Origin of the sequence: Enterococcus sp. DIV1537a, assembly GCF_051712085.1 — a bacterium.
GTDB classification, from domain to species: domain Bacteria; phylum Bacillota; class Bacilli; order Lactobacillales; family Enterococcaceae; genus Enterococcus; species Enterococcus faecalis.
The window spans coordinates 813,539-834,325 of sequence record NZ_JBIOOE010000001.1; the positions used below are offsets into that span (position 1 = coordinate 813,539).

At 37.4% G+C, this 20,787-nt stretch carries 19 protein-coding genes and 1 tRNA gene; 16 read left to right on the forward strand and 4 right to left on the reverse strand.

The window, feature by feature from the left end; translation table 11 throughout:
• The first annotated feature begins 226 nt into the window (after positions 1–226).
• From IGJ41_RS04080 to IGJ41_RS04135, 12 genes are all read left to right on the forward strand, one after another.
• On the forward strand, positions 227–544 hold the full coding sequence (locus IGJ41_RS04080; protein WP_002355913.1) for a PTS sugar transporter subunit IIB: 318 nt from the start codon (positions 227–229) through the stop codon (positions 542–544).
• A 141-nt stretch (positions 545–685) separates the two neighbouring features.
• Positions 686–2,149, forward strand: coding sequence for a PTS sugar transporter subunit IIC (locus tag IGJ41_RS04085; protein ID WP_010712192.1), 1,464 nt, complete (start codon positions 686–688; stop codon positions 2,147–2,149).
• A 43-nt stretch (positions 2,150–2,192) separates the two neighbouring features.
• The gene (locus tag IGJ41_RS04090; protein ID WP_002355915.1) at positions 2,193–2,411 is read left to right on the forward strand and encodes a hypothetical protein; all 219 of its coding nucleotides are present in this window, start codon (positions 2,193–2,195) and stop codon (positions 2,409–2,411) included.
• A gap of 13 nt (positions 2,412–2,424) precedes the next feature.
• Complete coding sequence (locus tag IGJ41_RS04095; protein WP_002355916.1) at positions 2,425–2,625, forward strand: DUF3188 domain-containing protein; 201 nt, start codon at positions 2,425–2,427, stop codon at positions 2,623–2,625.
• Positions 2,625–3,035, forward strand: a complete 411-nt coding sequence (locus IGJ41_RS04100) for a DUF3284 domain-containing protein (protein WP_002355917.1) — start codon at positions 2,625–2,627, stop codon at positions 3,033–3,035. The genes IGJ41_RS04095 and IGJ41_RS04100 overlap by 1 nt, the downstream gene beginning before the upstream one ends.
• A 275-nt stretch (positions 3,036–3,310) precedes the next feature.
• Positions 3,311–3,637: a PTS sugar transporter subunit IIB gene (locus IGJ41_RS04105; protein ID WP_002355918.1), complete on the forward strand. Its 327-nt coding sequence runs from the start codon at positions 3,311–3,313 to the stop codon at positions 3,635–3,637.
• 22 nt (positions 3,638–3,659) lie between these two features.
• The gene (locus IGJ41_RS04110) at positions 3,660–3,980 is read left to right on the forward strand and encodes a PTS lactose/cellobiose transporter subunit IIA (RefSeq protein ID WP_002355919.1); all 321 of its coding nucleotides are present in this window, start codon (positions 3,660–3,662) and stop codon (positions 3,978–3,980) included.
• A 65-nt stretch (positions 3,981–4,045) separates the two neighbouring features.
• Positions 4,046–5,323 carry a PTS sugar transporter subunit IIC gene (locus tag IGJ41_RS04115; protein ID WP_173963833.1) on the forward strand — a complete coding sequence of 426 codons (1,278 nt, stop codon included), beginning with the start codon at positions 4,046–4,048 and terminating at the stop codon, positions 5,321–5,323.
• A gap of 83 nt (positions 5,324–5,406) precedes the next feature.
• Positions 5,407–6,801 carry a glycoside hydrolase family 1 protein gene (locus IGJ41_RS04120; RefSeq protein ID WP_002355921.1) on the forward strand — a complete coding sequence of 465 codons (1,395 nt, stop codon included), beginning with the start codon at positions 5,407–5,409 and terminating at the stop codon, positions 6,799–6,801.
• Positions 6,802–6,858: 57 nt separating this feature from the next.
• A complete protein-coding gene (locus tag IGJ41_RS04125) occupies positions 6,859–8,052 on the forward strand; it encodes a GNAT family N-acetyltransferase (RefSeq protein WP_252671984.1) in 1,194 nt (397 codons plus the stop codon).
• Positions 8,053–8,372: 320 nt separating this feature from the next.
• Positions 8,373–8,446: transfer RNA gene (locus IGJ41_RS04130), tRNA-Arg, on the forward strand.
• 34 nt (positions 8,447–8,480) lie between these two features.
• Positions 8,481–8,813: a putative quinol monooxygenase gene (locus IGJ41_RS04135; RefSeq protein WP_002358903.1), complete on the forward strand. Its 333-nt coding sequence runs from the start codon at positions 8,481–8,483 to the stop codon at positions 8,811–8,813.
• Positions 8,814–8,926: 113 nt separating this feature from the next.
• Here IGJ41_RS04135 and ppdK read toward each other — a convergent pair whose 3' ends face one another.
• On the reverse strand, positions 8,927–11,572 hold the full coding sequence (ppdK, locus tag IGJ41_RS04140; protein ID WP_438713923.1) for a pyruvate, phosphate dikinase: 2,646 nt from the start codon (positions 11,570–11,572) through the stop codon (positions 8,927–8,929).
• A 169-nt stretch (positions 11,573–11,741) separates the two neighbouring features.
• Between ppdK and IGJ41_RS04145 the strand changes: the two genes are divergently transcribed.
• Both IGJ41_RS04145 and IGJ41_RS04150 read left to right on the forward strand, forming a co-directional pair.
• Positions 11,742–12,371, forward strand: a complete 630-nt coding sequence (locus IGJ41_RS04145) for a helix-turn-helix transcriptional regulator (protein WP_002355926.1) — start codon at positions 11,742–11,744, stop codon at positions 12,369–12,371.
• Between the two features lie 12 nt (positions 12,372–12,383).
• Positions 12,384–13,196: a pyruvate, water dikinase regulatory protein gene (locus tag IGJ41_RS04150; protein ID WP_002355927.1), complete on the forward strand. Its 813-nt coding sequence runs from the start codon at positions 12,384–12,386 to the stop codon at positions 13,194–13,196.
• Positions 13,197–13,266: 70 nt separating this feature from the next.
• Here the strand turns inward: IGJ41_RS04150 and mprF are convergent, their stop codons facing one another.
• Positions 13,267–15,798: a bifunctional lysylphosphatidylglycerol flippase/synthetase MprF gene (mprF, locus tag IGJ41_RS04155; RefSeq protein WP_202564553.1), complete on the reverse strand. Its 2,532-nt coding sequence runs from the start codon at positions 15,796–15,798 to the stop codon at positions 13,267–13,269.
• Positions 15,795–16,529 (reverse strand): alpha/beta fold hydrolase, encoded by a 735-nt coding sequence (locus tag IGJ41_RS04160; RefSeq protein WP_002376208.1) that lies wholly within the window; start codon positions 16,527–16,529, stop codon positions 15,795–15,797. Before IGJ41_RS04160 ends, mprF begins: the two co-directional genes overlap by 4 nt.
• Positions 16,530–16,705: 176 nt before the next feature.
• On the opposite strand from IGJ41_RS04160, the gene IGJ41_RS04165 reads away from it, so the two are divergent.
• Positions 16,706–17,290, forward strand: coding sequence for an AAA family ATPase (locus tag IGJ41_RS04165; RefSeq protein WP_002364651.1), 585 nt, complete (start codon positions 16,706–16,708; stop codon positions 17,288–17,290).
• A 22-nt stretch (positions 17,291–17,312) separates the two neighbouring features.
• The gene (locus tag IGJ41_RS04170) at positions 17,313–18,368 is read left to right on the forward strand and encodes an endonuclease (RefSeq protein ID WP_153853870.1); all 1,056 of its coding nucleotides are present in this window, start codon (positions 17,313–17,315) and stop codon (positions 18,366–18,368) included.
• Positions 18,369–18,416: 48 nt separating this feature from the next.
• Here the strand turns inward: IGJ41_RS04170 and IGJ41_RS04175 are convergent, their stop codons facing one another.
• The gene (locus IGJ41_RS04175) at positions 18,417–20,654 is read right to left on the reverse strand and encodes an ATP-binding cassette domain-containing protein (protein ID WP_153853871.1); all 2,238 of its coding nucleotides are present in this window, start codon (positions 20,652–20,654) and stop codon (positions 18,417–18,419) included.
• Positions 20,655–20,787: the final 133 nt, after the last annotated feature.

Here is a 20,787-nt window from a genome sequence, read left to right on the forward strand (position 1 = left end):
AATAAAAAAACATCAAGAAATGAGAAAACGCTCTCTTTTTTCTTGATGTTTTCTTTTTGTAAGTTACACACAATTTCATGTGTGTAAGCGTTTTCTTTTAGTGTGTGCACGCTTTTTTCGATGACAAAAGCTGTTATATCAGTATTTTAATGAGGAAAAAACTTGGCACAATTATTGCTATAAATAAAGTGTATAACGTCATAACTTTTAAGGAGATGAAGAAAAAATGGCAAAAAAAACAATTATGTTAGTTTGTTCCGCGGGAATGAGCACAAGTTTATTAGTAACAAAAATGCAAAAAGCAGCAGAAGATCGTGGCATGGAAGCAGACATCTTTGCAGTATCGGCTTCTGAAGCAGATACAAACTTGGAAAATAAAGAGGTGAATGTTTTACTTTTAGGTCCACAAGTTCGTTTCATGAAAGGGCAATTTGAACAAAAATTACAACCAAAAGGGATTCCTTTAGATGTCATTAACATGGCAGATTATGGCATGATGAATGGCGAAAAAGTTTTAGATCAAGCAATCTCATTAATGGGATAAGGAATTAAAACGTTTAAGAAAAGTGAATAGCAAACAAGGATAGTGCATGTTACCAAAGGTTTTATTTTGTACGCTCGATTCATTCGTTTAATGAGGCTACTGCCTTTTTAATAAATATAAATGGATACAGGAGGAATAAAAATGAACGGATTAATGGCATGGATGGAAAAATATATCTTACCAACTGCCGCAAAAATTGGTGCACAGAAACATCTGGTGGCACTAAGGGATGCTTTTATTGGTACATTACCTGCGACAATGGCTGGATCAGTCGCCGTAATGATTAACGCAATTATTCGAGATCTTCCCCAAGAGTTTGTCTCAACTTATGCGGCAAGTTTGGAAGCAGACAAAGGTATTTTTGCAGTATTGAATGTCATCATTGGGATTAATGGTTTTGTTTGGAATGGTACATTGGCTATCGCTGGTTTGATTTTCGCTTTTTCTTGGGGCTATAACTTAGCGAAAGCATACAATGTGAATGAGCTAGCTGGTGGGATTGTCAGTTTAGCTACCTTAATTTCAGGTGTTGCTTTTGCACCAAATAACACAGCTGAATTAGCTGTAAAAGTGCCAGAAAATATTGCCAACGCAATTAATGGGGCAGAAATTGGTGCATCAATTGCTAATAATCAATTGACTGTCAATCCATGGGGTTGGTTAAATCTCAATCATTTAAATGGTAACGCTTTCTTTACAGTGATGATTATGGGCGCTTTATCAACCATTATTTTTTGTAAATTAATGCAAGCGGATTTAACAATAAAAATGCCTGATTCTGTTCCGCCAGCAGTTTCAAAAGCGTTTGCGGCAATTTTACCAGCAACAATCGCGTTGTATGTCGTAGCAATTATTAACTTTACGGTGTCAAAACTTTCAGGCGGTCAATTATTAATTGACTTAATTCAAAAATATATCGCGGAACCGTTTCTTGGGTTATCACAAGGACTAGGAGCTGTGTTAATTGTAACGGTTTTTGTTCAAATTTTCTGGTTCTTTGGTATTCACGGTCCAAACGTTTTGGCACCAGTTCTTGAAGGAATTTGGGGACAAGCACAATTAATCAATATTGATATTTTCCAAAAAGGTTATGAAGGAAAAACAGGAACAGCTGCGGTTTTAGCCGCTATTGACGACGGTAAAGCCTACATGTGGGTCCGTGGTTCGTTTGATGCTTTTGCTTGGTTTGGTGGTTCAGGCGGTACAATTGTCCTAATTATTGCAATCTTGTTATTCTCCAAACGAGCAGATTATTTAACAGTCGGTAAATTATCATTAGGACCTGGGATCTTTAATATCAATGAACCGATTATGTTTGGTTTACCAGTTGTTCTGAATCCAATTATGTTTATTCCATTTGTAATTGCGCCATTAGTTGCTACTACAATTGGCTGGGTTGCAACGTATCTTGGGCTAGTCGCCCCAGTTTCTCAACAAGTCGCATGGGTGACACCGCCGTTGCTATTATCTTTCTTAGCGACAGGTGCCGACTGGCGCGCACCAATCGTAGCGTTGGTATGTATGGTAGTCACTTTCTTGATTTGGACACCGTTTGTTATCGCTGCTAACAAAATGGATCCTGCATTAGGCGAAAGTGAGCAATAGGCAATAAAAACAGCAATTACTTGTATAGAAAGGAGCGAGCGGCATGATTTCGATTGCAAGCGCAATGAAGCAAGAGGAAATTATTACTTTATTAGAGGCATATCAAGGGGAAAATGAAACATTTACTTTTAAAGAAAAGAATGGTATTAAGTTATTTTTTGAAGTTGAAGGAGACCCTGAAACTGCTGCACAAGTTGCAAAACAGCTGATTAAGGAACAACCTTGGGGTGGCGTTTTATACTTCCAAGCAACGGTAGTCTAAAAAGATAGGATGGATGAAAATGATTAGAAATGGATTATTTTTATGTAGTATTGGCTTCTTGATTGTTTTGTATTCGTTGAATCCCAGCTCCTTAAACTATGATTTATTAAGTCTGACAACGGGGATTTTTTTCATTGGACTTGGTGGTTACCTGTTTTTTAAAGGAAAAAAAGTTGCTGAAGAAGAGGCGACAAAGGATGAGGTGAAACGGTAATGGAAATTACGAAAACATTAACTATTTCAGCAGATGAATTTTACACGCAATTAATGAATTCTGTTATTTTTGATATCCGTAAGCAAACAGGCAAAACTCTTACAAGAAAGCAGTTACGTAAGTTTGAATATATCAAAGAATATAGTAAAAATAGTCGCGCGAAAATAGTTATTGAAGAAGCTGTAGAAAATAAGACCTATCAATTTCGAACATCCACAACTAAAAATGATTTCTCGGTGCGGTATGAGCTCCAGCCAATTGATGAAAAAAGCTGTGAACTGCGTTATACAGAAACAATGGTTTCTTATGGGGCGTTACAAAAACTGAATGACGCAGTATTAGGTATCTTTTTAAGTTATTTTAAAAAGAAACAGTTTTATAAAATGCTTAAAATGATGGAAACTGCTTAAAGGGAAAAAGCGGCTTTTGTCCAGTTGATTCTCTTCAGCTTTAGAAAGTGAGCGATGAGTCGTTTCGACTTATCGCTCACTTTCTTTTGTTGCCCTATTATTTTGGAAACGCACACAAAAAAGCTGTGTGTAATCGTTTTATTTTTAGTGTGTACACGCTTTCTATATCAAGAAATGTTGTCATATCAAGGTTTTTAATATGTTAAAACTTGGCACGCTTCTTGCTTATATAAAGGTGTAAAGCAAAACAAAGAGAATTTAGGAGATGAAGGAAAATGGCAAAAAAAACAATTATGTTAGTTTGTTCCGCAGGAATGAGCACAAGTTTATTAGTAACAAAAATGCAAAAAGCAGCAGAAGATCGTGGTATGGAAGCAGACATCTTTGCAGTATCGGCTTCTGAAGCAGATACAAACTTGGAAAATAAAGAGGTAAATGTTTTATTATTAGGCCCACAAGTTCGTTTCATGAAAGGGCAATTTGAACAAAAATTACAACCAAAAGGGATTCCTTTAGATGTAATTAACATGGCGGACTATGGCATGATGAATGGCGAAAAAGTTTTAGATCAAGCAATTTCATTAATGGGATCATCAAACTAGAGCAGAAAATGGGGTAGAGGTAATGGACGGACAACAGAACTTAGAAGCAATCATGGGTTTAATCATGTATGGCGGAAATGCTAAAAGCGATGCAATGGAAGCGATTGCCGCAGCAAAATCGGGGGATTTTGAATTAGCAGACAAAAAAATTGCAGATGCAGAAGAATCACTTGTACATGCACATCATTCGCAAACAGGAATGTTAACAGAAGAAGCAAAAGGCAATAACATGCAAGTAACATTGTTAACAGTGCACAGTCAAGATCATTTAATGACTGCGATTGCATTTACAGATTTAGCAAAAGAAATTATCGATCTTTATCGCCGTATTGATAACGAGTAATCTCGTTGTCAATGCGTCTTATAAGAAAAACGCGCTTGAGAAAGCGTTAATTAGGAGGAATAACAATGGACGGATTTGTTCAATGGATGGAGAAACACTTTATGCCGAAAGCGTCAGTAATCGCAGCGCAACGGCACTTGGTAGCAATTCGTGACGCGTTTGTCGTAACGATGCCATTAATGATTTTAGGGGCTTTGGCGGTATTAATTAATAATATTCCAATTCCAGGATATGAGGACTTTTTAAACAAAATTTTCCCAATGATGTATAACGATGCACCAATTTGGAAAAGCTTTGGTGGTAACATTTGGAACGGTACATTCGCAATCTTTGCCGTTTTAGTAGCCTTTTTAGTAGCACACAATTTAGTTAAATCTTATGGAAAAGACGGCATTGCAGCCGGTACAGTTTCTGTAGCTTCATTCTTCGCAGTTGGCGGCTTAGAAGGTATGGGCGCAACTGGATTATTTATTGCTTTGATTATTGCACTTATTTCAGGAGAACTATTCCAACGTTTATCTGGCAATCCTAAATTAGTTATCAAAATGCCTGATGGTGTACCACCAGCAGTAGCAAAATCATTTGCGGCATTATTACCAGCAATGATTACAATCAGTTTATTTAGTTTAATCACATCAATTCTATTTGCTTTAGGAATTGACAATATCGTTATTTCATTCTACGAAGCAGTTCAACAACCATTTATGGGACTTGCAAACAGCTACCCATCAGCATTATTGTTAGCTTTCATTACACCATTCTTGTGGTTCTTTGGTTTACATGGTGCCAACATGGTTGACCCATTAATGCAAACAATCAACGTACCAGCGATTGATGCGAACATTAAAGCTTTAGAAGCAGGTAAAGCAATTCCTTATATTGTAAACAAACCTTTCTTTGATTCATTTGTAAACTTAGGTGGAACAGGGGCAACATTAGGTCTGTTAATTGCTATCTTTATCGTAGGTCGTCGTAACAAACCATACAAAGTCATTACAAACTTAAGTTTAGCACCAGGACTATTTAATATTAATGAACCAGTCATGTTCGGTTTACCAATTGTTTTAAACCCAATCATGTTTATCCCATTTATTTTAGTCCCAATGGTTCTTGTAACTGTTGCGTATGTGGCGACAGCAACTGGTTTAGTGCCAGCTGCAACCTTTATGCCACCTTGGGTAACACCACCAATTATTGGCGGATTTTTAGCAACGAAGAGTATCGCCGGCGGAGTTTTAGCAGCTGTTAACTTATTGATTTCTATTTTGATCTACATGCCTTTCGTAAAAGTAGCAACAGATCAATACTTGAAACAAGAAACAGCCGCAGAAGCAGCTGAGTAAAAAATCGAAGGATTGAATCGTCCGGACTCTTACGGAGGGTTCAATCCTTTTTTTAATGATTAAATCGTAAAGGAGCAAACAACATGAAATATCAATTTCCAGAAAATTTTTGGTGGGGGTCTGCAGCCAGCGGTCCTCAAACAGAAGGCGTTTTTGAAGGTGATGGTAAAGGTCAAAACATTTGGGATTTTTGGTATCAAGAAGCGCCAGAAAAATTCTTTCAACAAGTCGGTCCAGATAAGACCTCACAATTTTATAAAAAATACCAAGAAGATATTCAGTTAATGAAAGAAACGGGACATAACTCTTTTCGAACATCCATTCAATGGAGCCGTTTAATTCCAGATCCTACAACAGGGAAAGTCAATCAAACAGCAGTTGATTTTTATAATCAAGTGATTGATGATTTATTAGAACACGGGATTGAACCCTTTATGAACTTGTATCATTTTGATATGCCGATGGTACTTCAAGAAAAAGGCGGTTGGGAAAGCCGTGAAGTGGTTGATTTGTATGTCGACTTTGCCAAAACCTGTTTTGAATTGTTTGGCGATCGCGTGAAAAAATGGTTTACGCACAATGAACCAATTGTACCAGTTGAAGGTGGTTATCTCTATGGCTGGCATTATCCTGATAAAGTGAATCTAAAAGAAGGGATTCAAGTACTCTATCATGAAGCTTTAGCTAGTGCCAAAGCGATTGCCGTCTATCACTCTATGAACTTATCAGGTGAAATTGGCATTATTTTAAACTTAACGCCGACTTATCCTCGTGATGAGCACAACGAAGCCGATGTAAATGCGGCTAAATTTGTCGATGGTTTCTTTAACCGTTCGTTTTTAGACCCGGCTGTTAAAGGTCATTTTCCAGAAGATATGGTTGCTTGGGCGAAAGCAAATGACTTGTTGCCAGAAACAACGCCAGAAGATTTAGCAATAATTGCTGAAAATACTGTGGACTTATTAGGAGTAAACTACTATCAACCACGTCGTGCCAAAGCAAAAGAAACACCTGTTGAAACACGACCAGAAGGCTTACTTCCAGAAGATTTTTATGATGTCTACGATATGCCTGGCAAAAAAATGAATCCTTACCGTGGCTGGGAAATCTACGAAAAAGGCATTTATGATACATTAATGAATTTAAAAGAAAATTATGGCAACATTCGTTGCTACATTTCAGAAAATGGCATGGGCGTAGAAGGAGAAGAACGCTTTGTCAATGAACAAGGAGTCATTGAAGATGATTATCGGATTGAATTCGTGCAAGATCACTTGAAATGGGTGCATCAAGCGATTCAAGAAGGTAGTAATGTTCAAGGATATCATATGTGGACGTGTATGGATAACTGGTCTTGGCTTAATGCCTATAAAAATCGTTACGGCTTCATCGCTGTGGATTTAGATGATGATGCGAAACGGACCATTAAGAAAAGCGGTCGTTGGTTCAAAGAAATGACAGCAAATAACGGCTTTTAGAAAGAGAAATGTTTCTGTGATAAAATGAATTGATACAATGTGCGAGGAGGAAAGAAAATGACAACTAGAAGAGTCAAAAAAATGGGCAAAGAAGAAATGAAAGAGATGTTTGATCTTGTCATCTATGCTTTTAATCAGGAACCCACGGCGGAACGCCAAGAACGTTTTGAAAAATTGTTGTCACATACGCAAAGCTATGGCTTCCTAATTGATGAGCAATTAACAAGTCAAGTGATGGCGACACCTTTTCAAGTGAATTTCCATGGTGTCCGCTATCCCATGGCTGGAATTGGCTATGTGGCTTCTTATCCAGAATATCGTGGTGAAGGCGGCATCTCTGCTATTATGAAAGAAATGTTGGCTGATTTAGCGAAACAAAAGGTTGCCCTTTCTTACTTAGCACCGTTTTCATATCCATTTTATCGTCAATATGGTTATGAACAAACATTTGAACAAGCAGAGTATACAATTAAAACGGAAGACTGGCCACGTGTTAAACGAGTTCCGGGTACCATTAAACGAGTTTCTTGGGCTGACGGTAAAGAGGTCATTAAAGACGTATACCTTGAAAATCAAAGAGCGCACTCTGGTGGTGTGATCCGTGAAACTTGGTGGCTGGATTATACGCTGAATCGTGCCAGTAAACCAAATAATCAAGCGATTTATTATTCGTCAGAAGGGAAAGCAGAAGGCTATGTGATTTATCGGATAGCTGCTGGCACCTTTGAAATCGTAGAATGGAACTATTTAACTAATACAGCTTTTAAAGCTTTAGCTGGGTTTATTGGCTCACATAGTGGTTCCGTTCAATCGTTCCATTGGATTAATGGTTTTGCTGGAAAAGATTTAAATGATTTAATGCCAACGCCAGCAGCTTCTGTAAAAATTTTACCTTACATGATGGCACGAATCGTTGAGTTACAAACATTTCTGGAAAAGTATCCATTTCAATCAGGAGAAAAAGAAACGTATTCTTTAGAGATTGAAGATTCCTATGGGCCATGGAATGAAGGTATTTGGACAATAATAATTGACGAACAAGGAAAAGCGACAGTGACTAAAGGTGCTGTGGAAAAAGAAGGGACTGCTGCTTTGAAAGCAGATATCCAAACGTGGACGCAACTATTCTTGGGCTATCGTTCAGCAGAGACGTTATCTTTTTATGAACGCTTGCAAGGAGACGCAACGACAGCTCAACGTTTAGGCCAACGTTTAGTCAAAGGCATGCCAATTTTAGAAGATTATTTTTAAAAGTGTGTTTATTCGCAAAAAATGACAGAACCTACTATAATAAAAATGTAAAAAGAATTATTTTAGAAAGGTGATGGGGACAATGGCGAAAACGAAACAAGAAAAAGTTGCACGCAATAATAAAATTGGGCAATATATAGCTATTGCGACAGGACTTTATTATTTAGGAAAAATGATTCTTGATCGGCGGCAAAAAAAATAATAGATAAAAGAACGACGTGTTTCACTGAAAGAAAGTATCTCGCATAATTGTTTATGCGGGATACTTTCTTTTTGTCTATTGACAGATGTAGTGAAGACTTCTAAAATTAAAACAGATTGTTCTCGTAGCTCAGTAGGATAGAGCAACCGCCTCCTAAGCGGTAGGTCGCTGGTTCAATTCCAGTCGGGAACGTAAAAAGGCAAGTAAATTTAGGGGGGGAAGACAGATGGCGATTACTATAAATATTTATTATAGTGGGACAAATGGACGTGCAAGAGAATTTGCCAAAGAAATGATTGCCAGCGGAATTGTAGAGGCGATTCGTGCAGAAAAAGGGAATAGTCGCTATGAATACTTTTTTCCAATGGACGATGAAGAAACAGTTCTGCTGATTGATAGTTGGACAGATCAGGAAGCATTAGACAAACACCACGCTTCTCCAATGATGACCCGTATTACGGAACTTAGAGAAAAATATGATTTGCATATGAAAGTAGAAAGATATGTATCAGATGTAACAGACCCCTTGACAAAAGATGCTGCGTTTATAAGAAAATAACCAGAGTGCAATCATTGATCTTAAAATTTAGTGCTAGGAACATCAATCGTTTCGACTGATGTTCCTAGCACTTTTTATCTTGTAAGGATGAATCATTTGTTACACACGTTAAATTAAAGAAGGACCATTTGTTCTTCAGTCACAGCCGGTTCGGTTAAAATTTTGGCTTGGGCAGCTGCGAGTTTCGCAATAGGTACCCGATAAGGTGAGCAAGAGATGTAGTTTAGGCCAAGTGTTTGGAAAAATGTGATGGATTGCGGATCACCACCGACTTCTCCACATACGCCAATACTCATGTTTGGTTTAGTGCGACGCGCTTTCTCTACAGCTAATTGAATCAGTTGACTAACACCTGTTTGATCTAGTGATTGAAACGGATCTTGGGTAATGATTTTCTTTTCCCGATACGTATTAATGAATTTACCGATATCATCACGAGAAAAACCATAGGTCATTTGTGTTAAATCATTTGTTCCAAAGCTGAAAAAGTCTGCTTCTTCTGCTAACTGATCCGCAATCAGACAAGCTCTAGGTAGTTCAATCATTGTCCCGATTTCGTAAGGGAAAGGAGTCATTTTATGTTCTTCAAAGAGACCGTCAATCGTTTCTTTTAAAATGCGTTTGAGATAGAGAAGTTCTTCTTTTTCGGCGATTAGAGGAATCATCACTTCTGGATAAACAGTAATTCCTTCTTTGACTAATCGAATGGCACTAGTAAATAAGGCTATAACTTGCATTTTGTATATTTGTGGTTGGGTCACACCTAAGCGACAACCACGATGGCCCAACATTGGATTGGTTTCTTGTAACCGTTCAATTTGTTTGGCGATGGTCACCGGGAACCGTTGTAGTTGCTTCGCCAATAATTGAATATCATTCTTTTCATGAGGTAAAAACTCATGCATCGGCGGATCTAACAAGCGGACCACCATGGGTTTGTCTTGAACTACTTTCAGCATTTGATAAAAGTCTTCCTGTTGAAAATGAAGAAGTTGCTCCAACGCATAGGTTGCTTCCTTTTCAGACTCTGCTAAAATCAGGCGACGCATTTCCAAGACACGCTCTTCACCGAAAAACATATGCTCTGTTCGCGCTAAACCAATCCCCGCTGCGCCAAAACGGATAGCAGTCTCTAAATCTTGTGTAGTTTCTGCATTGGCACGAACAGTTAAATCAGCATATGCATCTGCCCAAGACAAGAGCTCTTGAAGGTCATCGTTATTATCAGCAGAAATTGTAGGAATTTCGCCAAGATAAATTTCCCCCGTTGAGCCATCGACGGAAATGATTGTTCCTTCTAAGATGACCTGTGGCCCGCAGTGTAGTTGTTTGGCTTCTTCATTGACGGTTAAACTTTCACAACCAGTCACACAGCAAGTTCCCATTCCTCGTGCGACCACAGCGGCATGAGAAGTCATTCCGCCACGACTGGTCACAATTGCTTCGCTTACAACCATGCCTTCAATATCTTCTGGTGAAGTTTCTTGACGAACAAGAATGACTTTCTTTCCTAGATTGGTCAGTTCTTTGGCTTTTTCTGCTGTAAAAACAATTTGGCCACTTGCTGCACCAGGACTAGCAGGAAGTCCCATAGCTAAGCGTTCCATGTGTTGTCGTTTCTCTTGATCAAACACGGGATGAATTAATTGATCAATCGTATCAGGTGTCACACGCAACAGTGCTTCTTGTTTAGTAATGCGATTTTCTTTGGCTAAGTCTAAAGCAATTTTAACCGTAGCTGCGGCGGTTCGTTTCCCGTTTCTTGTTTGTAAAATATATAATTTTTCATTTTCAATGGTAAATTCAATATCTTGCATGTCACGATAATGATATTCTAACAGTTCTGCGTAATGGCGAAAATCTTGATAAACTTTTGGCATAGTCAAACGTAAACGACGAATGGGTTCTGGCGTCCGAATACCAGCCACTACATCTTCTCCTTGCGCGTTCAAAAGAAACTCTCCAAACAATTGATTTTCCCCTGTGACCGGATTTCTAGTGAAAACAACGCCAGTGCCACTGTCTAGTCCACGATTGCCGAAAACCATTTCTTGAATGTTGACAGCTGTACCTAAATCATGTGCAATATGATGTAAGTTTCGATAAACCACCGCACGTTGATTATTCCATGAATCAAAAACAGCTTTGATTGCTTCAAAAAGTTGTGCGACAGGGTCTTGCGGGAAGACCACCTGATGTTGTTCAAAAACTTCTTGGTAGCGGACAATCAAGGCGAAATGATCTGCTTCTTGAAAAGCGGTAATTTTTTTGTTTAGCTCTTGTTCCAAGCGCTCTTTTTGTTGGTCAAATAATTCTTTGGGAATGTGATAGACGACGTCTCCAAACATTTGAATAAGTCGACGATAACAGTCAAAAGCAAAACCAGGAGAGGTTAAGGTCGCAAATTTTTTCACACGTTGATCATTTAAACCCAAATTTAAAATAGTATCCATCATACCAGGCATCGAGAAGGCAGCACCACTGCGAACAGAAACTAAGAGAATCTCATTGTCCGCGGTAAAAGATTTGCCTGTTTCAGTTTCTAAGTTTTTAACCGCTTTCAAAATTTCTGATTGTAAGTGTTCTTCAAAGAAAGTAGCATCTGCCAAATAGTCCATACAGCAACGGGTTGTAATCGTGAATCCTTGCGGAATCGGCAAACCTAAGCGTGTCATTTCTGCCAAGTTCGCCCCTTTACCACCAAGAGTCTCTTTACCTTCATTGTGTGTTTCGTTAAAAGAATAAATAAACTTTTTCATGCGTGACCTCCGTTTAATATGTGTCTTATATGTTCAATAAACATCATAATAGACGGAAATAAGTTTGTCAATAGAAAAAGTTTCTTGTCAATATGTTGAAAAAACAATAAATATGTGTATAATTGTAAGCGAATGCACAATTTGTTTAAGAGGAATTGAGGAGGAAATGATGAAATTAAGTAAACGACAAGAGCAAATTATCGCTGTTGTAAAAGAGCATCAGCCAGTTAGTGGTGAACGCATTTCGGACATACTAGCCGTTTCACGTGCGACATTGCGTTCTGATTTGTCTTTTTTAACACTTTCAGGAATTTTAAAAGCAAGTCCGAAAGTTGGTTATACTTACGAAAGTGATAATATGGAGGCTTTTTTCTTTTTTGATGTTTTTCAAACAAAAGTTCAGGAGATTATGAGTCCACCATTGATGGTTGCCCAAGACACCTCAATTCGAGATGCGATTACCAACTTGTTTATGTATGATGTCGGTTCTCTTTATGTCATGGATGAAGCAAAAGAATTATTAGGGGTTTTGTCACGAAAAGATTTATTACGAGCCTCTTTAAATACAAATATTGATGGCACACCTGTTGCTGTTTGTATGACAAGAGTGCCACATGTGAAAACCTGCACACCAGAATTTACTATTCTTGAAGCTGCTGACACTTTGCAAAAATACGAAGTGGATTCTTTGCCAGTCGTTGAAAAAGAAAATCCCAAAAAAGTTATTGGAAAAATTACGAAAACGAAAATTTTAACCTATATTACGCAACAAGCGAAAGAAGCCGCACAAAACAGATAAGGGAGCTTAATTATGAAAAAAGAAATCATTGTTTATACTATTTCCGATTCACTTGGAGAAACATCACAAAAATTGTTAGCTGCAGCAAGCGCACAATATCCAGATATTTCTTTTCTTAATCGATACAATTTTTCTTTTGTCACAACAGAAGAAGAATTATTAGAGATTTTAAAAGATGCCTTAAAAGATAAAGCCTTAGTTGTCAGTACATTAGTCAGTAAACAACTAATCACAGCGGCGAAAGAATTTAGTGAACGAACAGGGTTGTTATATTTAGATTTAATGGCGCCATTTTTTGAATTAATTCAAGCGAAAGCCGGAGTAGATCCTATTGAAGAGCCTGGACGACGCCACCAACTAGATCGTGCCTATTTTGATAAAATCTCAGCGATTGAATTTGCTGTAAAATATGATGATGGCAAAAATCCTCAAGGGTTTCTTGATTCTGATATATTGTTGTTAGGCGTTTCGCGGACCTCAAAAACGCCAGTCAGTATGTATTTAGCGAATCAAGGCTACCGCGTTTCTAACTTACCATTAATTCCAGAAGTTCCATTGCCGCCAATTTTGGAAGAAATGGATCCACAAAAAATGATTGGTTTAGTTTGTTCACCAGAAACATTAGGACAGATTCGTAGCAGTCGGTTGGCTTCCTTAGGTTTAGGTAATGAGACCAGTTATACCAATGTTGAACGGATTGAACAAGAATTAGCTTATGCTGAAGAAATTTTTGCGAAGTATGGCATCCCAGTGATTGATGTAACCGCAAAATCTGTCGAAGAAACAGCCTTTTTAATTAAAGAAAAACTAGATGAAAGAAATTAAAAAGCTTGGCAACCTCACTAAATTTCAGTGAAGTTGCCAAGCTTTTTATACTTAATTGGGCTTCTTTTTGTTAGTCAATATTTTTTTGATCGACAATGAGTAAAGCGATCATCACGTAGACAATCCAACTACTTTTAGAATAAAGTGTATAGCGGGGTTGCCATTTGCTAGCAAATTTTTCCTTGTATTCGCGTAATCCTTGGAAGGAGTAGATTTCTGAACCAAATTCATAAATTAACGCAGCAATCCGTTCTTGAATAAAACTTTTTCTTGATTGACCAACGTTGGCTAACGGAGCCATCCCTAAATTGAAATAATGAATATTTTCTGTTTTCATATATTCAAATAAATGAATAAATAGGAAATCCATACTTCCAGAAGGGGCTTTTTCTTTATGGTGACGCATCAAGTCGATGGTACCAACTTCATTTGTGTAACTAGGAATGATATTAGCGAAAGAGACCATTTCTCCTTCAGCATTTCGGACAACAGCAATTGGGTTTCTTTGAAGATACGCTTCATCGAAAAATCCTAGTGAAAAGCCTTTTTCTTTTCGATTGTCTAACCAACTATCCGAAATAGCTTTTAATTCGTGCATTTGTTCGGCACTAAAAGGAGGTTGGAGTACGTCAAATGAATAGCCGACTTTGGTAATTTTATTAAACACTGCGCGGGTACCTTTGAATTTTTTCCCAGACATCGTAAATGTTTCTAGATTAACTAAGGCTTCTTCGCCCATTTTGATAAATTCGTAGCCATATTCGTGTAGTAACATCACGCTGTCCTCATTGGTTTCGTAAAAGACGGGTACATAGCCGAAACGATCTGTTTCTTTAAGGAATGCATCAATCGCCGCAGGAAAATCTTCTTTGTTCCCAGAAGGGTTGCCCATCACAACGCATTTATTATTAATGGTGTTGAATTGTAAAAAGACAGTCGGTTCTTCTTTGGGATATAAGAAAACCTGTTTATCATGAAGAAAGACAAGTTCACTGTCAATATTCCCGCCATAAGTTGTTAAGATATTATGCAAGATACTATCTTCTGGAAACTCACCAACTTGGTGTTTTTTCCCTTGGAGGTAGCGAACAAATAGAAAGTTAAAACTCATAACTAAGAGGATAGCGATAAATCCTGACAACCAAATCCGTTCGGAAGGGAACAAGAAAAATTCCACAAAATGATGACGATGGTGTGGGAAGTTCGGTAAATTATAAACACCAATTACCAGGTATAACAAAGTCAACAAGCCAAAGATAAACCCATCAATCGTCATCCACTCCCAAGAGTAAACCAGTTGTTCACGGTACAATTCTGATTTTGAAAAAATAACGATAAATAATAAAATAGCTAAATAGAAAATGGAAAACATACTAAAGTCAACAACAAATGAATACAAGATAGCACCAATTAATAAAATAATCGTTGGATAATAGGCTCTTTTAACACGATCAGCAATCCCACGTCCCATAATTAATAATGCAAAGCCTAAAACAATACTCGGAATTTGAATAATAATATGTGAACGGAAGGGGTTAATATCTCTTAACCAATGCACTTGAGTGAAGGCTTCTGGAATAGTGGCTAGGAGCACCATCATGATTCCTGAAAAATAAAGTAAAACCACTTCCAGCTTGTGGGCAATTTCCAAAGTAATTTGTTTTAGCAGTTGACGATAATGAGTATCCAACTTTTGGCTTAAGTGTTTTGTAAAGAACAAACAGCCAATTAAGAAAGGAATAATATAATAGAATAAACGATAGAGCAATAACCACAAAACAATAATTTCACGATCGACACCTAAGTTGCTCAGTCCTAAAATCATCATGACATCAAAACTACCTAAAGCCCCTGGAATCATCGAAGCAATCCCAATAATCGAAGCTGCTACATATAAAGGAACAATATCAATTAAAGGAATCGGTACATCTAATAAGTAACCAATACTGATAAAGGTAATTAAAACACCTGTCCATTCTAAAAACGAAGAAACAACTAGAGATAAGCGATTTTTTGCATCGAGGTTACCAAAGGAACTATTTTTTTGGAAATGTAAAATAAGATAAAGTAACGGGAAATAAAGACCGCCACCTAATAACCAAATCCAATATTGCTGTAAATAAGCCATCTTTGGATCAAACTGAACAAGGAAAAAGCAAAGAATACTATAAATAGATAGACCGGATAACACAAAAAGTAAAATATGGGTTAACGCAGGTAAAATTTTCTTTTCCTCTGTTTTATTTCCATAAAATTCAGAACGAAGTCCCATGCTGACCAAACCACCGAATCCACCAATATTATTGATGGTATTGACAATCCAGCTAGATTCAAGGAGTTCCCGTTTTGAGACTTTCAAGTTTAAAATGCGATTTAATGTTAAGTCATAATTTAGCATCGGAGTAACGGAAACTAAACCGATAACCATCATCAATAACAATTTCCATAGCGGAATCTCATCAAAAATCTGTTTTAACTGTTCAAATGAGATCGTTTTACCAATTGATAAAAGTTGGGCAACAACAATAATTGAGACCGCAATAACAAACAGTGTTTTTAGTAATCCTGTATGCGTTTTGATCCAATGAATAATTTGTTTCATTTAGACACCTTCATTTCCTTTAAGAATTTTTCGATTGTTTTATTAAAAATATCTGGTGAGTTTTTGGCAAATAAATGACCTTGTTTATTTACCAAGACCAATTTGCCAGCAGGAATGGCATCAGCAATCGCCCGTGAATGGGAAAGCGCAATTAAATCTCGACTGCCAGTAATAACAAGAGTAGGACAGGGGATGTGTTCTAAATCTTGTTTTGTCAGTCCAGTATCTTCAAATAACAGAGCCACGATAGGGAGCCGTGCGCGCAATTTTTTTGAAAAAAAGGCGCCAATACGACAAAACCAATATTGAAAATAAGTGGCAATCGTTACATATTTTTTCAGACCAGACATGGTGACATTTCCAGAATTTAAGACGAGTTTGTTGACGAAATCAGGATATAAATGGGTAAAAACCATGGCAATATTTGCTCCGTCACTAAAGCCCAATAAATTAATTTTTGTTAAGTGTTCTTGTTGAATAATACCAGCTAAATCTTCTGCCAAAAGCGGAAAAGTTAATTGACTTTGTGTATTGGTGGAACGGCCATGTCCGCGGGTATCCACCGCAATAACTTGATACTCCTTGGAGAAATAAGAAATTTGATAATTAAAAAAAGTATGATCATTGCCATTACCATGAAGTAACACAAGGGGATAATTTGTTTCTTTGCCAAAAATTTGATAAAAAATTTGACTGCCATCTATTGTTTCAAAATATTTTTCTATTGCCATTCTCCGTCACCTATCTCATCTATAATCAATCGAGTCCTCTCTCATTATAGAGTCTTTTGTCTTTTTTTTGTAATAAAAAACAGAAAATTTTCCGAACAGTTTTGTAAGGTGTTGTAATATAGTGTGATATAGTAGAAGATAGCCACCTAAAAATTAGAGTAGAGGAGGGAAAGTTGATGTCTTTAATCGTTTTAATTGGTGCCCAAGCTGTCGGGAAAATGACCGTTGGCAAGGCTTTAGAAAAGCAGTTAGATGCTAAATTACTATTTAATCATCAAACCATTGACTTATTTGCAAACTATCTTGGGTATACGGAACGTGCGTTTCAATTGTCTGATTCAGTTAGAAAGGAACTTTTTCATGCCTTTGTCGAAAATCCAGCCACAAATACAACAAAAAACATTATTTTTACAGTGGTGATTGCTTTTGATCAAGAACAGGATTTTCAATTTTTAGAAGAAATATCAGAAATTTTTCTTAGTAAACATGAGTCCGTTTATTTCGTCGAACTCGTCTCTTCAACAGAAATCCGCCTAGAACGGAATGTTCATCCAGAGCGGCTAGAGGCAAAACCTTCAAAACGCGATGTCGACTTTTCTCGAAAAGAATTACTCAATACCTTCAAAGAACATCGGTTAGTAAGCCACGAAGGTGAACTAGAAAGTACATTTCCAAATGTAAAAATAACGAAAATAAATAATTCAAACATGACACCAGAAGAAGTAGCAACGAAGATAATTGCTACTTTTGGTTTGACATAATGTGAAAGGAACATCGGAATCAATGAAAAATTTTTTTAAATATCTCGGTAGCTTGATGGTCCTTCTTTTAAGCATAGCTTTAATTTTGATAGGATATTTAACCTTCCGAGAGTTTCGACCACGAGCGGTTGAACCAGTTGCTATAAATAAACAATTTTCAGAGCAAACCATCGAAAAAAAGCAATCCATTTCTTTAGTCACGTATAACCTTGGCTATGCCGGCCTAGGACAAACAGAAGATTTTTTTATGGACGGTGGCAAAACTGTCCAACCAGTTAATAAGGCAATGGTTCAACAGAATTTAACAGGCATTGAAGAAACCTTGAAAGATTTACCAGCGATGATTTACTTATTCCAAGAAGTCGATCGTCGCTCGCAACGTTCTTATGAAGTCAATCAAGAGGAAGAATTACAAAAACAGCTACAGCTGAACAGCGCATTTGCTTATAATTTTAAGGTAGATTATGTGCCCATTCCTTGGCCGCCGATTGGACGAGTAGAAAGTGGTTTATTAACATTATCAAATGAAAAAATAACAGAGGCCAAACGCATTGCTTTACCCAATCCCTTTCATTGGCCCGTTAGCATTAGTAACTTAAAACGAGCGCTTCTAGAAACGCGCTTTCCAATTAAAGGCACAGACAAAGAATTAGTGGTTTTTAACTTACATTTGGAAGCCTATGACAATGGGGAAGGGAAGATTGCTCAAAGCAAAAAGTTAGCTGACGTATTATCCCAAGAATACGCTAAAGGAAACTATGTAATTGCTGGAGGTGACTTTAATCAAGTTTTCAAAGGCAGTCATCGATATCCTGACCTAGGGGAAGCTGGTTGGGCACCAGGAGAAATTGATCCTGCAGACTTACCTAAACATTTTTCACTTGCTTATGATGATCAACAACCGACTGTGCGGGTGCTTAATAAGCCTTACACTGGCTCTTATGAAACATCCCAAGTGTATGTAATTGATGGTTTTATTGTTTCTGATAATGTGGCTGTTCATAGCGTGAAAACAAAGGACGAACAATTTAAATATACAGATCACCAACCTGTGAAGATGGAAGTTGGGTTGAAATAAAAAAAGTACAAACGGTGCTTGTTGCTTGCACCGTTTGTACTTTTTATTTTACAGATAGCCTTTAGTAATAGAGTGAGTGGAATTTAACATATTTGCTGGGGTTCCTGTAAAAAGAAGCTGTCCGCCATTTTCTCCACCTTCGGGACCTAGTTCAATCAACCAGTCGGCACTTTTAATCACATCAATGTGATGTTCTAATAAAATCAAGCTGTTTCCTTCTTCTACCATTCGATTGAAAAGTTGAAGACTTTGTTGGATATCAATTAAGTGTAAGCCATCTGTAGGTTCATCCATTAAATAGATAGCTTTTTTTTGGTGAAGTGTGTCTGCTAATTTTACCCTTTGCAATTCGCCACCAGATAATGTTGAGAGCGATTGATTGAGTTTAAGGTAGCCTAAGCCAACTTCCAGTAAATTTTTTAATGAAAGAGCAAAAGGCTGGTCTTTGAAAAAATCATAGCCATCTTTAACGCTTAAAGCTAGTACTTCAACGATATTTTTTCCGTTGTACAGATAATGAAGCACCTCTTCTTTGTAACGCGTTCCGTGACAGGTTTCGCAAATACTAGTAACATCCTCCATAAAAGACATATCGGAGACAATTATTCCTTTCCCCTTGCAAGTAGGACAGGCGCCTTTGGAATTATAGCTAAATAAAGCTGGACTAACATGATTTTCTTCCGCAAACAGTTTGCGGACCTTATCAAAAATATTGAGATAGGTCATTGGTGTGGATCGTAAATTTGCGGTAATGCTTTTTTGTGAAAGATGAATAATTTCTTGGTTATCAGCTTGGGCTTTTTGATAAATTTCTTCCGCTAATGATGATTTACCTGAACCAGCGACCCCACAAATAACAGTCAAAACTCCTAACGGAACTTCGACAGATAGATTGTTTAAATTATGCATTGTCGCATGTTCGATTGTTAAAGACTTCCTTGCTTTTCTTGGTTGGACGTTTAAAAGGAGCGGCTCTTGAAGCGCTTGACTAGTCAAGGTTTTGGAGGCTAAAAATGCGTCATACGTTCCTGAAAACTGGACATGGCCACCATTTTCGCCTGCGAAAGGTCCTATATCGATGATAAAATCAGCTTCTCTAATTAATTGTGGATTGTGTTCCACCAGAACCACGGTGTTTCCTTTATTTTTTAAATTGAGCAACGCACGACTGATCCGTTCGATGTCCTTTGGATGTAAGCCAGCACTTGGTTCATCTAAAATATACATAATATCGTTTAAGGCGCTGTTTACATACTTAGCAATTTTAATCCGCTGTGCTTCACCACCAGAAAGTGTTTCAGTTGCTCGTCCTAATGTGAGGTAGGAGAGACCGATATTAATTAATGCTTCTAGACGTACAAGTAGCTCTTCTTGAATATTTTTTATTAAGGAAAGGCCCATCGAACGAATAAAAGAATGTAATTCAGTGAGTGGCATGTCAACAGCATCAGCAATACTTTTTTGATTAATTTTGCAGCTACGAACACGTTCATTGACTCTACTTCCTAAACAATCAGGACATCTTTTTACGGTAACAAAGTGATTAAGGTATTTTTGATGACGTTTACCTTCGTCTGTATGCAATATGCTACGTTGCATGCGCGGGACGATTCCTTCATACAAAGCTGTATGAGGCCACTCTTTGGGTGGATTAGCTAGTTTTTGTTGTGGAGCATATAAAAATAATGCTAACTCTTCAGGAGAATAGTCCTTGATTTTTTTATCCAAATCAAATAGACCACTATGGGCATAACGCTTCCACCGCCAGTTGCCAACTGTAAATGTGGGGAAATCGATAGGCCCTTCGTTTAATGATTTGTCATAATCAACTAGCTGATGAAGATTGATTTCGGTAATCTTTCCTAAGCCATCGCATGTTGGACATTTTCCATCCGGATGATTAAACGAAAAAGTATCTGAATAACCAACAAATGGAGAACCTGCTCGTGAAAACAACAAACGTAAAAACGTATAAATATCTGTATACGTTCCCACTGTCGAACGAGAATTGTCTGCTACTTTTTTCTGGTCAATGACAATTGCAACAGGAAGATTCTCGATTTTTTCAACTTCTGGACGACCATATTTGGGTAAGTAATTTTGAACAAACGAACTAAATGTATCATTTAGTTCACGACGTGATTCAGCAGCTAATGTGTCAAATACTAAGGAGGACTTTCCTGAACCCGAAAGTCCAGTAACAACAGTTAGTTGTTTTTTAGGGATATTGACAGAGATATTCTTCAAATTATTTTGTGTTGCGTGCTTAATTTCAATCCATTCCATTAAAAAACCTCCGTTTCTATTCTATTTTAGCATATAAAAAGAACCTAGCCTAAAAGTTGAACATTGGAATTTTCAAGAGAACTTTACTTTTTAATCGCTTTCATTTATGCTATAAGTAATACAGATTTTTTAA

Bases quoted from the DNA above. Each gene is read 5' to 3' on its own strand.
- IGJ41_RS04095 (WP_002355916.1), top strand. From the start codon at position 2,425: ATGAAAATGATTAGAAATGGATTATTTTTATGTAGTATTGGCTTCTTG.
- IGJ41_RS04090 (WP_002355915.1), top strand. From the start codon at position 2,193: ATGATTTCGATTGCAAGCGCAATGAAGCAAGAGGAAATTATTACTTTA.
- IGJ41_RS04080 (WP_002355913.1), top strand. From the start codon at position 227: ATGGCAAAAAAAACAATTATGTTAGTTTGTTCCGCGGGAATGAGCACA.
- IGJ41_RS04115 (WP_173963833.1), top strand. From the start codon at position 4,046: ATGGACGGATTTGTTCAATGGATGGAGAAACACTTTATGCCGAAAGCG.
- IGJ41_RS04085 (WP_010712192.1), top strand. From the start codon at position 686: ATGAACGGATTAATGGCATGGATGGAAAAATATATCTTACCAACTGCC.
- IGJ41_RS04135 (WP_002358903.1), top strand. From the start codon at position 8,481: ATGGCGATTACTATAAATATTTATTATAGTGGGACAAATGGACGTGCA.
- ppdK (WP_438713923.1), bottom strand. From the start codon at position 11,572: ATGAAAAAGTTTATTTATTCTTTTAACGAAACACACAATGAAGGTAAA.
- IGJ41_RS04150 (WP_002355927.1), top strand. From the start codon at position 12,384: ATGAAAAAAGAAATCATTGTTTATACTATTTCCGATTCACTTGGAGAA.
- IGJ41_RS04175 (WP_153853871.1), bottom strand. From the start codon at position 20,654: ATGGAATGGATTGAAATTAAGCACGCAACACAAAATAATTTGAAGAAT.
- IGJ41_RS04160 (WP_002376208.1), bottom strand. From the start codon at position 16,529: ATGGCAATAGAAAAATATTTTGAAACAATAGATGGCAGTCAAATTTTT.
- IGJ41_RS04110 (WP_002355919.1), top strand. From the start codon at position 3,660: ATGGACGGACAACAGAACTTAGAAGCAATCATGGGTTTAATCATGTAT.
- IGJ41_RS04105 (WP_002355918.1), top strand. From the start codon at position 3,311: ATGGCAAAAAAAACAATTATGTTAGTTTGTTCCGCAGGAATGAGCACA.
- IGJ41_RS04100 (WP_002355917.1), top strand. From the start codon at position 2,625: ATGGAAATTACGAAAACATTAACTATTTCAGCAGATGAATTTTACACG.
- IGJ41_RS04120 (WP_002355921.1), top strand. From the start codon at position 5,407: ATGAAATATCAATTTCCAGAAAATTTTTGGTGGGGGTCTGCAGCCAGC.
- IGJ41_RS04165 (WP_002364651.1), top strand. From the start codon at position 16,706: ATGTCTTTAATCGTTTTAATTGGTGCCCAAGCTGTCGGGAAAATGACC.
- mprF (WP_202564553.1), bottom strand. From the start codon at position 15,798: ATGAAACAAATTATTCATTGGATCAAAACGCATACAGGATTACTAAAA.
- IGJ41_RS04145 (WP_002355926.1), top strand. From the start codon at position 11,742: ATGAAATTAAGTAAACGACAAGAGCAAATTATCGCTGTTGTAAAAGAG.
- IGJ41_RS04125 (WP_252671984.1), top strand. From the start codon at position 6,859: ATGACAACTAGAAGAGTCAAAAAAATGGGCAAAGAAGAAATGAAAGAG.
- IGJ41_RS04170 (WP_153853870.1), top strand. From the start codon at position 17,313: ATGAAAAATTTTTTTAAATATCTCGGTAGCTTGATGGTCCTTCTTTTA.